This window comes from Bradyrhizobium sp. BRP19, assembly GCF_020194195.1.
Lineage (GTDB): Bacteria > Pseudomonadota > Alphaproteobacteria > Rhizobiales > Xanthobacteraceae > Bradyrhizobium > Bradyrhizobium yuanmingense.
The window spans coordinates 241,549-253,874 of record NZ_JADYVZ010000003.1 but is presented as its reverse complement, the minus strand read 5'-3'; the positions used below and the strand labels follow the sequence as shown (position 1 = coordinate 253,874).

Sequence of the window (12,326 nt, the reverse complement as noted above, 5' to 3'; positions counted from 1 at the left end):
CCTCGCGAAGCGAGGCCGATTTTCGTCAAAGACCGCAGAATTCCGGATCGCCTACTGGCGATATTGCTGGATGCGGGTGGTGCGAAGACCCGCCAGACCGTGCTGGTCGATGGAAAACTGCCAGGAGAGGAATTCGTCGACCGTCAGGGTATAACGGCTGCAGGCCTCCTCGAGGGAGAGAAGTCCGCCACGGACAGCGGCGACGACTTCGGCCTTGCGGCGGATGACCCAGCGTTTGGTGCCGGGTGCAGGCAGATCCGCGATCGTCAACGGACTGCCGTCCGGCCCGATGACGTATTTTACCCTCGGGCGATGGGGTTCTGTCATGGCGTACTCACAAACTCTCAACCACTGAACTCACGCCGTAACCGTAACCCCCGCGGCTTAAAAATCCGCTAAGCCTAAGGGTTCAATACAATTCTCGTTGAATCTTGCGGGAACGCGGCCGACTCGGCGGGCGGGAGATGCAATCTCGGCCGGCTGAGCGGGGCAGAAGGTAAATACTTTACTAACAAAGAGGGTCTGCCGAGGTGCCGCGGAGGCCCTCTCTTGTCATCCCGGGGCGCGCGTAGCGCGAGCCCGGGACCCATAACCCCAGGGAGCAGTTTGACGACGACTCGGGGTTACGACCTAATGCGAAAACGACTTCCTGGGGTTATGGATCCCCGCCTTCGCGGGGATGACATCTCGTATGTGGTTCGCTTGCCCGCCCTCAATTGCTCGTCGCAATGATGCTCTTGACCTGGCTCAGCGTGTAGCTGGCGCCGTCGATGGTGAGCAGCGGCGGCGACTGGGTCAGATCGACCGACGACACCAGGCCCTGCACCTGCGCGGCGATGCCGACATTGTTGTTCGCGACGTCCTTGCCCGTGGCCGAGATCGTGTACTTGCCGTCGGGCCATTGCGTGCCGTCATTGCCCATCCCGTTCCAGGTGAAGGGAATGTCGTTGCCGGCGGCCGCGGTATATTTACCGTTGAACACGGTCTGGCCGCTCGAATTGGCGATGGAGATCTCGACGGTGGAGTCGGTCGGCACGTTGAGATGCCAGACAGCCGTCGAGTTGGTCATCGTCGCGGTCGAGCCGTCGACCAGCGCGGTCTTGCCGACGAAGCCCAGCGCTTGGGTCGCCTGCGTGGTCTGCTGCAGGGTGACGAGCTGAGCCAGCGATTCGTTGGTCTTGAGCTGCTGCTCGACGCCGGCGAACTGCACCAGTTGCTGGGTGAACTGGTTGGTGTCGAGAGGATCGAGCGGGTTCTGGTTCTGCAGCTGCGTCGTCAGCAGGGTCAGGAAGGTCTGGAAATTGCCGGCGAGCGTCGACCCCGTGGTCGAGCTCATCGACGAATTCGACGAGGATTTCGGCAGATCGGTCGTCCCGGAGACGACCGGGGGCGAAGTGGCGGCATTCGTGGTGGTCATTGCCAGATACTCCTCACACTCTGATGTCGACGCCGCTGCTCGATCCGAGCATGCGGCCATAGCCGCGCCCGATGGGCGCCGTGGAAACGCTGTCGTCCTCGCTGATGATCAGGCGGCGGGCATTGCCGCCATTGTCGTTGTTCTGGCCTGAGTGCTGGCCCGATGAATTCTGGTCGCGCAGGCTGAAGGACAGGCCGTTGCTGCCGGTCTTGAAGCCGGCATCGTCGAGCGCGCGCTGCAATTGCGGCGCGTCCTGACGCAGCATCTGCAGCGTCTCCGGCTTCTCCACGGTGAGATGCGAGGTGACGTTGCCGGCGCGGTCGATATTGATGCGGACGTCGATCTTGCCGAGCTCGGCCGGATCGAGGCTGATGTCGAACCGCGACTTGCCGGTGCGAATGGCGGCTGCGATCTCGATCGGGATGCCGCTGATCGGCACCGCCGTAGTGTGGGTCGCCGCGGTCGCGGTGAGCGTCGCGGTTGATGCTGTTGCGGCCGAGGTCGTATTGGTCAGCGGCGCCTGCACGGTAGAAGCGGCCTGCGCGCTGGTATCCGTCGGAGCGATCGTGGCTTGCGGGCCGGCATGCGCCGGCGCGGCCGACGTGCCCTGGGCCTGATCGGCGGCGCGGTCGGCGGGACCCGCCTTGGCGTCGGTCGCGACGTGATCGGCCTGCGGCTTCAAGCCTTGCGCATGGGCGGCGTTGGCGGCCGGTGCCTGCGCAGCGACGTTCGCCTTGCCGGTGTCCTGGCCGATATTGGAGATGTCGGTCTGGGCTTGCGCCGTGGCGGCCTCTTTGAACGCGGTCTTGGGCGTGCCCTGGCTGACCGCGGCGATCAGCCCGCCACCAGCTTTTGCATCGGTCGAGGCGGTCTCGGTCGTGCCGGCGGCGGCCTCGCCGAGCGTCGTCGTGGTCTCGGCATCGACCTCGGCGCCTGCGGCCTTGGCGCTCGCCGTGGCGGTATCGGTCTTGGCGCCGGCGATCTGGGCCGCGATGGAGGCGCTGGCGGCAAGACCTGCCGCGGCGATCGCGAGCGGCGCGGCGGCGGCATCGCCAGCCTGGTTCGCAGTTGCATTCGGGTCGACCGGGACGACCGGCGCGGCAACGATGATTCCAAGATCGGGCAGGGCGGTCTGCGTCGTCGCGGACGGCGCGGCGGCAGCCGCCTCGACGGCGGCGGTGAGGACCTCGGTGCCATCAGTCGCGTCGCTCTCGGGCTCGTCGGATTTGTCCGCCGATTTGGCCTCCGCCGTCTCGGACTTGTCCTTGACCTTGCCGGCGTCCTTGGCCGGATCGCTGGGCGCCTCGCTGTCATTCTCCGCCGGCGCAGACGGGGCGGTGTCGTCGCTCGCCTTGCTCTGCGAAGCCTGGTCCGTGGACGAGGTGTCGCGCGACGGCCGCTCGGCCGCCGGGGAGGACGAGGTCTGCTCGTTCCGGCGCGGTGCGGTGTCCTGCGCCGGCGCGTTGTTGCCGATCGCCTGCGTGTTGCTGTCGACCAGCGAGCCGAAAGCCTCGCTCGCGGGCGTGTCCTTCGGAGCTTGCGACCGGGCAGGCTTCTGCTGCGCGCTCTGGATTTGCACGCTTGCCACGACATCTGACATCCGACCGACCACAGGCAACCCCTTGCAAGCAACTTCGCATCAAGACGGGAGCAAGGAGCGGGCCAGCCACCTAAGGCGTCGATTTCATCAATATAATCAAAGCCTTGATGATGTGGGTCCATCGCCGGCCAGCCGGCTGCGACCCCGTCATTTCTGCCGCCCCGGCAAGAATTGCCCTAAGCGGGGGCTCGCGTGATTGCTTCACCGGAATGCCCCCTATATTAAAGAGGTTACTCTCAGCCGCTTTCGACTTGGGCAGTCGTGCTCTTCGGGAACAAAGGTTCCGGGGGATCGCCGCCGTCCCCCCGAGAAAGCAAATCGCGGATCGCGCGTCGCCGCCGTCACAACGCTCCAGGGCCCATGCTCAACAGTCTGGATCTCGAAGGCCGTCCCGAGGACACCAGGGTCGTCGTTGCCATGTCGGGCGGCGTCGATTCCTCGACGACGGCTGCGCTCTTGAAGGCTGAGGGCTACGACGTCGTCGGCATCACGCTGCAGCTCTACGACCATGGCGCGGCCACCCACCGCAAGGGCGCCTGCTGCGCCGGCCAGGACATCCACGACGCCCGCGACGTCGCGGCCAAGCTCGGCATTCCCCATTACGTGCTCGACTACGAGGACCGCTTTCGCGAGTCCGTCATCGACAACTTTGCCGACTCTTACGCGCTCGGCGAGACGCCGGTGCCCTGCATCGAGTGCAACCGCAGCGTCAAATTCCGCGACCTCTTGAAGACCGCCCGCGAGCTCGGCGCCCAGGCGCTCGCCACCGGCCACTACGTCGCCTCGCGCCGCCGGAGCGACGGCTCGCGCGCGCTGGTCTGCGCCGCCGACGCCGATCGCGACCAGAGCTATTTCCTGTTCGCGACCACGCAGGAACAGCTCGACTTCCTGCGCTTTCCGCTCGGCGACATGACCAAGCCCGAGACGCGCGAGCTCGCGCGTCGCTTTGGGCTTGCGGTCGCCGACAAGCACGACAGCCAGGACATCTGCTTCGTGCCGACCGGCCGCTACACCGACATCATCACGCGCCTGCGCCCCAATGCGATGGACCCCGGCGACATCGTCGATCTCGAGGGCCGCGTGCTCGGCCGGCACAACGGCATCGCCAACTTCACCGTCGGCCAGCGCCGCGGCCTCGGCATCGCAGCCCATGCGCCGCTGTTCGTGGTGCGGCTGGACGCGGCGACCCGCCGCGTCGTTGTCGGCCCGCGCGATGCGCTGAAGATGCACCGCATCGCACTTCGCGACGTCAACTGGATCGGCGACGGCAACATCGACCGCGCCATCGGAAGCGGCCTTGAGATGTTCGTGCGCGTGCGCTCCACCCGCAGCCCGCAGCCGGCCTGGCTGCGCGGCAGCAATGGCCGTTACGAGGTCGAGCTCGTCGCCGGCGAGGAGGGCGTCTCGCCGGGACAAGCCTGCGTGTTCTACGACGCAGCCGGCGGCCAGGCCCGCGTGCTCGGCGGCGGCTTCATCCAGAGCGCCGCGGCCAAGGCCAGCACGGGCACATCGCGCCCGCTCGCGGAAGCCGTGCGCGGCTGAGGGAATGACGACATCAAGCACAACTCATTGGGCTGGGTTCACCTCTCCTGTTGGGGAGAGGTGAAGTAAGGGCAGGGGGCATGGCAGCAGACATCTCGCGGGCCGGGGTCGAGAAGGCCTATGGCCGCTGGGCGCCGGTCTATGATCTCGTATTCGGCAAGGTGTTCGACGCCGGCCGGCAGTCGACCATCGCCGAGGCCGACCGCATCGGCGGCCGCGTCCTCGACGTCGGCGTCGGCACCGGTCTTTCGCTCTCCGAATACGCGCGCACCACCAAGGTCTGCGGCGTCGACATCTCCGAGCCGATGCTGCGCAAGGCGCAGGCGCGCGTGCGCGCGCTCCGCCTCTCCAACGTCGAAGTGCTCTCGGTGATGGATGCGAAGAACCTCGCCTTCCCCGATGATTTCTTCGACGCGGTGGTGGCGCAATATGTCATCACCGCCGTGCCCGATCCCGAAGGCACGCTCGACGAGTTCATGCGCGTGCTCAAGTCAGGCGGCGAGCTGATCCTCGTCAACCACATCGGTGCGGAGAGCGGCCCTCGCAAGCTGTTCGAGCTCGCTTTCGCGCCCATCGCCCGCCGTCTCGGCTGGCGCCCGGAATTCCCGTGGGCCCGCCTCGAGGGCTGGGCCGCACGGCACGGCGGCGTCGCGCTCACCGAGCGCCGTCCCATGCCGCCGATGGGCCATTTCTCGCTGATCCGCTACCGCAAATCGTGATTGCCACCTGCGGGAACAGGGGGCCTCGCGCGCGCGTTTCCTTCCAATGCGCACGACAAACCTCATTCTTGCGGGCCTCCTGATCGCCGCCTCTGCACCAGCGATCGCGCAGGCCCCACCCGCCCCGGCGACGCCGCCGCAAGCGACCGCGCCGCCATCCCCGCAACGCGCAGCCGGCTGTGCCCCATCCGATCGGCTGGCGACCACCCCGGAAGGCACCACCACCGGCCAGTCCCGGGAACCGCTCGGCGACAAGCTGGCCAAGACGGACGGCGTGCTCTGCCCGCCCGCGGGCGTCGATCCCGACATGCACGCCCCCGCGCCCAGCACCGACAGCAACACCCCGGTGATCCCGCCCCCCGGCAGCCCCGGCGGCGACCCCAATGTGAGGCCGAAATAAGGGCGCTTCCCTTCGCCTCTCCCCGCCGGGGAGAGGCCGGAATCCGCGCAACGCGCGGATTCCGGGTGAGGGGGACCATCCGCGAGTTCGGCGCCGTAAAAAATCGCAAATTCTGGTGAGAAATCGGGCCGAAGCGGACTTGTCGCGCCGAAGCTTTAGCGAAGGCGGATTGACTTACCCCCGCCCCCTTCCTTATATGCCGCGCGTTCGCGAGATCGGCCTCAAATCGCCGCCGCGATCCCTGTGGCGGGGTAGCTCAGCTGGTTAGAGCACGGGAATCATAATCCTGGGGTCGGGGGTTCGAGTCCCTCCCCCGCTACCAACAAACTCCCCCCTAGAACGGCACGAGCACGCCCTCGGTACGCCGATCAATTTCTCAAGGCAGCCTTTGTATCTCGCTATAAGCGCTTCGATGTTCGTCGGCGCGCGCGATTACCGCCGCCGCTTTCCTCGGCCCGATAAACCGAGTACCGAAATGAAAATGCCCCCGTGGTTTAGTCGAGCAAACGTAGAGGCAACCATAGATCTGTGGCATCGCTTCAAAGGCCGCGCGATGGCCCGGAATGCTGCTTACCTGATCCTTGCAGCGGTGGCGCTAGAAGCGAGCATGCCCCAGATGCTGATCCAGGGCGCATTCAAACTTGCAGGCATTGACTTGCCAGTGCCGGATACTCCGCATTGGGTAAGCGTTAGCTTTGTTGCCCTCGCAGTTGTGCTACTAATCACCGATCGTTGGTTGCCCGACATTCGTTCGACCGCAGCGCCAAATCCTCATGATGTCGAACTCTACGCAAAGTTCAAAGACCTCTTCGACGATGACGTGTTGTATTTCCTGCGGACGCACGACTTCGGGGGCGGATTTCCGGTCAGATACTTCACAGTACTCAATGACATCAGCGCTGTTTGGGTTGGATCACGGTATGGCTTCGATGATCCGGATTTGGCGGCAATCTGGAACGCGCTCTTTCCGAAGAACCGCGAGCTATTGAAACTGATGGCGAAATATACGACGCGCACAGGCTCCGACTGGTGTCAGCCGTATTGGCACGACGAAGATTGGCACTCGGACAAAACAATGCAACGAGTCAAGCTAATGAACGACACGGGAAGCGAGTTGGTCGATCTTATCGACAAGCTCGAAGCAGAAGCTCGCAAGAAGCGGTTATCTGTCCAACCCAAGTCATCGCTCAAAATTGAATCTGGACATTCTTAGGGGAAGACAGAATCCATGTCCGGTTGATGCGCTCAAGCATGCCAGTGACAGAAATCATATGGCCGGTCCTGTGTGCCTCCAGCGCTGCTATGTAATCGGTCGGTGACAAATTGACCCTCACGTTCAACGGTCCAAACTCGTCGCTCATCCATTGAATGACTATCTCGCGTGGACTCGTTAAGTCGAGCAAGTCTGCGGGGTTGTGTTCTGATTTTAGGCGGATGACCTTCCCCAGAATCTCGCGTTCTTGAGCTGTTTCCGCGCGCCTTAGCGAACTCGCAGCGTCTCTAACAATCTCGACTGTAACCGGCTTGATATGAAAGACCGGTGCTGACGAGACATCAGGCGAAGGACGCCACTCTGGTGACCATGCCACTTGGATGGCCAAGCGGTCGCTCGTGCCACTTATTAGATCCACCAATGCTTCACACATGTTCGCGTTGAAGCCTCTCTCATAATTCTCCGCAATGATTCCAGGATTCTCGGACGCTTCGGCCTTTTGCACGTCGTGAAGACCGCGAACTAATCGCTGTATCACGCGCCTTTCGAAGGGCGGCGTCTGTGCCATCCCGGGCAACGGCGGCTCATCATTCTGAATGACAGGCGATTCAATCGTAAAGCCGAAGCTGCCCCGGAATGTGTGGCCAAACCTGCATCTATCCGTGTAAGCGACGGCATCTTTAGTGATGCGGCCATAGAATGTGGATGGTTCGAGTTCATTTGTCGCGGTAGCCGTGACTAGCCGCCTAGCGTTGAGAATGAAATTGGTCGCGACGTTCAAATCTATCGAATCCGCCCGTACTTGCTCGTCGGGGATTATTGAACGAATTCGATCAAAGCCGAGAGCGTTGATGTCATCCGCCAATTCGGCTGCGTCTCGGTCAGCCAGTTGGCTCAAGGTGCGCAGAGCATCTGAAATTAGACGTTCCGCTCCTTCGAAATCCCGATGAGTGGGTAATGGTATCTCCAATTGCTCTCCCTCGATCGTCGAGTAGAAAAGGGTGATCGCATCGTTCTTGGTGGCGGTCTCTTTCCAGTCCCGCAATTGTAGATATCTTCGTATCGCGGCAATCGAAGCGGATCTAGGATTGGTGCGTGCATCCGCCATATCAGATACCCACCCGTCGCTTCTGCTCGTTAGCCATGATAGAAGCGATTGCCTGCGGAGTAAGAGCATTCTTTCGCGGAATGAATATCCGCTGCGTGTACGAATTTGATGAAGGATCGCCCTCTAACTGCATCCAGTAACAACAGCGCTGAAGAACGAGTCGATTTTCATCGGCTTCAATCCACTCGTGATGATCGCTGGGGAGGCAAAGCAAAATCAATATGCACGGAGTCGCTTCGCCGTCGCGTTGAACCATATCGTTGTAGTTTTTCACCTCCAGATCGTACACCACGTCAGAACCCTTATGCTCCCAAGTCGTGGTGGCTTTCATCTGGAAATCTACAGCGTATCCGGTTTCGACTCGCCGCTTGCCAATGATCTTCACTGAACGGAAAGTACCATCAATTCCGTAGTCGTGGACTCGTTGCGCCGCCAAGCTCACGCCCGCCCTACCGGCTAAGGCATATACGAACGCAAGGCTCAGGCATTCTTCGGTATGCTGCAAAGTGATCAAGGCAACCGTGTCCGAGTTGTTGTGCGGTGATCGGAAACACTTTTGATTGCAAATCTGGATTAGAGTTGTCAATAAGTCGTTGGTTTGTTGGAGCGCGGCGCCGCGGACTTGGAGTGTTTCGCACCCCGTCAACCCCTCCCCACAAAAATATTCCTATTTACCGAAATTCGGAATTATCGTATCTGTCGCCCATCCCGGCTCATCTTGAGGGGCGATCGCGTCGTCGTCTTGATCGCGAGCCGGGCTTGCGGTGGACGCGGCAGCGTTGGGCGCGAGATGGTGCGGGCAGGGAGGGTAGTCCCCGGTGAGCTCGCGGCCGCGCGCGGACGAACGGCGCTGCTAGGTTTCGTCTCGTCTGTAAGTTTCCGGCGCTGTCGACGGTGTCAGGGAAAACTGCGGCGAAATGGCGGGCCGTGCGTACGGCAAAACCGTGTGGTCCTGGCCGTCGTTGCTACGGTCAAGCTCTTGCGGAGGCGGCATCTCGCGTCAACCGGCGCGGAGGCCGGTGAATTCCGTGAGGGCGAGGGAGGCCAGAAGGAACTCGGCTCCCGGGAGAGCGCGGCATAAGCCGTCCGACCATCGCGCAGGGAAGGCCGAGTGATCGGCACCACCTGTATGCTGCTGTGCGGTTTTCTGCGTGTGCATTTTGCGCAGCGGACCGCGGGTGCGTTGTCAGCACCCGGCCTTCCCTGTGCCCTCTTGGCTCAAGAGGGTGGAGTGACCAGGCAAAGCTCGGGAGACATGCGCCGCGAGAATGCGGAGCTGCGTCCGGCATTTGGAATCGAGGCTGAGTGGCGAATGGCACGTGTGGCTGGGGTGACCGCGGCGCGGCGCCGCAGCTGCGTGATGTTGATGCCCCGCTCCGAGCTTTGGCAACCGACGGTTCTGTGATCACCATCACAGGCACGGCCGCCTTTCCTGTCTATACTGCGGCTCGGAGGCAGGGTGGCGACCATGCGGAATCGGATTGCACTGGTTTTCAGTTTCGTTTTTTTCGCTTCTCTGGCAGCTGCTGATCTTGCGGCCGCAGACGACCGGACAATCTGCGTGCAGCGCGGCCATGAAGACCGCATCGCCGCGTGCTCGCGGCTGATCGCAAAGAGCGGCGGGCGCGACGCCGTGGCGTACGACAATCGCGGTGCCGAATATGGCGACAAGGGCGACTACGATCGCGCCATCTCCGATTTCAGCGAGGCCATCCGCATCGATCCGAAATACGCGCTTGCCTGGCAGCATCGCGGCGCCGCCCTGCTTCGCCGGAACGAGGTGGATCGGGCCATCGCCGACCTGACCGTGTCGATCCGGCTCGATGCAAACAATCTGAACGCCTTGAACGACCGCGGCATGGCCTATGCCGCTGCAGGTGATTCCGAGCGCGCGCTTTCGGATTACAACGCAGCGATCCGCATCAATCCGAGGTTCAAGTTCGCCTACTTCAATCGAGGGCGGCTCTATGCCGGCAAGGGCGACCACACCCGGGCGATCGCCGAATACTCCGAGGTCATTCGCATTGACCCGACCTACGGTTATGCGTTCAACAATCGCGGACTGTCCTATCGGGACACCGGCCAGTCCGAGCGTGCCGTGGCCGATTTCAGCGAGGCGATCCGGCTTTTGCCGAGGACGACGCTGGCCTACAACAACCGCGGCGACATCTATCTCCTTCAGGGCAGGTACGATCAAGCCCTCGCCGATTTCAATGAGTCGCTGCGCAATGATCCGCAACATCAGAGCGCGCTGGTAAACCGCGGAATGGTGTTCGAGAAGCTGGGCGAGGTCGCAAAGGCCCGCGCCGACTTCAACGCAGCTCTGGCTGCGCCGCAGAAGTACGACAGCGCGAAATGGGCGATGGACAAGGCGCGCGAACGCCTCGCCGCGCTGGACGATACGTCCATCAAGACCGTTCCCGCCACCACCACGTCGGTCATCGCGTTGCCGGGACCGTCAAGCAGAAATGACAGGCGCATCGCGCTCGTGGTCGGAAACTCCGCTTATGAGAATGTCGCAGCGCTCGCCAATCCGGCGCGTGATGCGGCGCTCGTCGCCGAAACGCTCAGGCTCACCGGATTCGAATCCGTCACGCTGCTGACCGATCTGCGCAAGGATGCGTTGACCGCGGCGCTGCGCGACTTTGCAAGGCAGGCGGAAATCGCCGACTGGGCGATGGTGTATTACGCCGGTCACGGCATGGAGGTCGGCGGCGTCAACTACCTGATCCCGATCGACGCGAAGATCGCCTCCGACCGCGACGTCAGCTTCGAAGCCGTGGCGCTGGACCAGGTGTTGAACGCGGCGGAACGCGCCAAGCGGCTGCGCCTCATCGTCCTCGATGCCTGCCGCGACAATCCCTTCGCCAACCAGATGAAGCGCACCATGACGCTGGCGTCGCGTTCGGTGTCGCGCGGCCTTGCGGCGATCGAGCCCGAGGCGGGCACGCTGGTGGTGTATGCCGCAAAGGACGGAGAGATGGCGCTCGACGGAGAGGGCAGGAACAGCCCGTTCGCCACGGCGTTCGTCAATAATATGCGCAAGCCCGGTCTCGAGGTGCGCCGGCTGTTCGACGTCGTGCGTGACGACGTCATGGAGGCGACCAATCGTGCACAAAAGCCGTTCAGCTACGGATCGGTCTCGGGCCGGCAGGATTTTTACTTCGTTGCCGGGAAATGAGACGCAAGGCTTTGGCTGTCGCGCCGGCCAAAATTCACGGTATTGAGCCGAATTTCGGAATATCGTACACCCCGCCCATCCCGGCTCATCCTTGCGCGGACGAACGGCGCTGCTAGGTCGCCTGCAATGAGTGGCGCCTGTCGGAGGCATGTTGCCCCCTGGTCCATCGGCGCAAGGGCCCTGTCCGCGGGTCACGCATCGTGCCCGACAATCGGACTTGCGACATGGTGACATTTTCGGCCGCTCACGCCGGCCACGCCTGTCCACCGCCGTCGATCCGCAACACCTGGCCCGAGACGAAGGCACCCATGGGTCCTGCAAAAAACTCGACCACGCGCGCGACCTCGTCGACGGTGGCGATGCGGTCGAGCGTCCCGGTCTCGACCATCCGGTTGGGGTCGACCGCTCGGGTGCCAAGAAATCGGCCGGTGCGGGTGTCACCGGGCGCGATGCAGTTGACGGCGATGTCGTAGGCACGGAGCTGGTCGGCAAGACAACGCGTGTAATGCGTCACGCCGGCCTTCGCCACCGCATAGATCGAGCCGTTGGTGCGGCCCTTGAAGGCGGCGACCGAGCCGAGCGTGACGATGCGGCCGCGCCGCCGCTCCATCATGCCCTTCGCGACCGCCTGGCAGGTCAGGATGGTCGAGAGCAGGTTCCGCTCCAGCACGGCCCGTATGTCGGCTTCCTTGATGTTCACGGCATCGTTCGGATCGGGCTTGCCACCCGCAGCCGCGATATCGCCGCCCGCATTGTGCACGAGGATGTCGATCGGACCCAGAGCGGCCTCGGTTTCGGCAATCACCCGCGAAATTACGTCGCTGCCGGTGAGATCACCCAGCACGCGCAGGGTGCGCACGCCGAATTCTCGGCTGATCTCCGCGGCAACGGCAGTGAGCGTGGTGCCCTCGCCATATTCGGCCGGTCCGTTCTCGCGCATGCCGTGTATCGCGACGCTGGCACCGAGCGCGGCGAGCTTTTCCGCAAAGGCGCGGCCGAGCCCTCGCCCTGCGCCGGTCACCAGGGCCACCTGCCCAGCCAAAATCCTCGTCCCGTCAGGCGATGCCATGATCCTCTTCCTGCTATGAAATGTCACTCCGCTGCGACATTGAAGCCGATCGCCAGCGCTTGCACCAGGCACACTGC

The 12,326-nt window shown here is 63.1% G+C and carries 11 protein-coding genes and 1 tRNA gene; 6 read left to right on the top strand and 6 right to left on the bottom strand.

Features of this window, described 5'->3' with window-relative positions:
- Positions 1-51: 51 nt before the first annotated feature.
- The 3 genes from I6F36_RS11445 to I6F36_RS11435 form a co-directional block, all read right to left on the bottom strand.
- Positions 52-327 (bottom strand): DUF1153 domain-containing protein, encoded by a 276-nt coding sequence (locus tag I6F36_RS11445; RefSeq protein ID WP_002714638.1) that lies wholly within the window; start codon positions 325-327, stop codon positions 52-54.
- A gap of 385 nt (positions 328-712) precedes the next feature.
- Entirely contained in the window at positions 713-1,417 is a 705-nt protein-coding gene (locus I6F36_RS11440) for a flagellar hook assembly protein FlgD (protein ID WP_225146498.1), read from the bottom strand.
- A 13-nt stretch (positions 1,418-1,430) separates the two neighbouring features.
- Positions 1,431-3,005, bottom strand: coding sequence for a flagellar hook-length control protein FliK (locus I6F36_RS11435; RefSeq protein WP_346656649.1), 1,575 nt, complete (start codon positions 3,003-3,005; stop codon positions 1,431-1,433).
- A 372-nt stretch (positions 3,006-3,377) separates the two neighbouring features.
- Here I6F36_RS11435 and mnmA point away from each other — a divergent pair, with 372 nt between their 5' ends.
- The 5 genes from mnmA (at position 3,378) to I6F36_RS11410 (ending at position 6,891) form a co-directional block, all read left to right on the top strand.
- The gene (gene mnmA, locus I6F36_RS11430; RefSeq protein WP_225171451.1) at positions 3,378-4,559 is read left to right on the top strand and encodes a tRNA 2-thiouridine(34) synthase MnmA; all 1,182 of its coding nucleotides are present in this window, start codon (positions 3,378-3,380) and stop codon (positions 4,557-4,559) included.
- Positions 4,560-4,639: 80 nt separating this feature from the next.
- On the top strand, positions 4,640-5,278 hold the full coding sequence (locus I6F36_RS11425) for a class I SAM-dependent methyltransferase (protein ID WP_225141269.1): 639 nt from the start codon (positions 4,640-4,642) through the stop codon (positions 5,276-5,278).
- Positions 5,279-5,324: 46 nt separating this feature from the next.
- On the top strand, positions 5,325-5,678 hold the full coding sequence (locus I6F36_RS11420) for a hypothetical protein (RefSeq protein ID WP_057027990.1): 354 nt from the start codon (positions 5,325-5,327) through the stop codon (positions 5,676-5,678).
- A 245-nt stretch (positions 5,679-5,923) separates the two neighbouring features.
- Positions 5,924-6,000 (top strand) — tRNA-Met (locus tag I6F36_RS11415).
- A gap of 90 nt (positions 6,001-6,090) precedes the next feature.
- Complete coding sequence (locus I6F36_RS11410; protein ID WP_225171450.1) at positions 6,091-6,891, top strand: hypothetical protein; 801 nt, start codon at positions 6,091-6,093, stop codon at positions 6,889-6,891.
- Here I6F36_RS11410 and I6F36_RS11405 read toward each other — a convergent pair.
- Entirely contained in the window at positions 6,866-7,999 is a 1,134-nt protein-coding gene (locus I6F36_RS11405; RefSeq protein WP_225171449.1) for a hypothetical protein, read from the bottom strand. The two genes, I6F36_RS11410 and I6F36_RS11405, sit on opposite strands and share 26 nt — an antisense overlap.
- A gap of 1 nt (position 8,000) precedes the next feature.
- On the bottom strand, positions 8,001-8,513 hold the full coding sequence (locus I6F36_RS11400) for a DUF4365 domain-containing protein (RefSeq protein WP_225171448.1): 513 nt from the start codon (positions 8,511-8,513) through the stop codon (positions 8,001-8,003).
- 1,047 nt (positions 8,514-9,560) lie between these two features.
- Between I6F36_RS11400 and I6F36_RS11395 the strand changes: the two genes are divergently transcribed.
- Positions 9,561-11,180, top strand: coding sequence for a tetratricopeptide repeat protein (locus I6F36_RS11395; protein WP_225171447.1), 1,620 nt, complete (start codon positions 9,561-9,563; stop codon positions 11,178-11,180).
- 244 nt (positions 11,181-11,424) lie between these two features.
- On the opposite strand, the gene I6F36_RS11390 is transcribed toward I6F36_RS11395, so the two are convergent.
- On the bottom strand, positions 11,425-12,249 hold the full coding sequence (locus I6F36_RS11390) for an SDR family NAD(P)-dependent oxidoreductase (RefSeq protein ID WP_225171446.1): 825 nt from the start codon (positions 12,247-12,249) through the stop codon (positions 11,425-11,427).
- Positions 12,250-12,326: the final 77 nt, after the last annotated feature.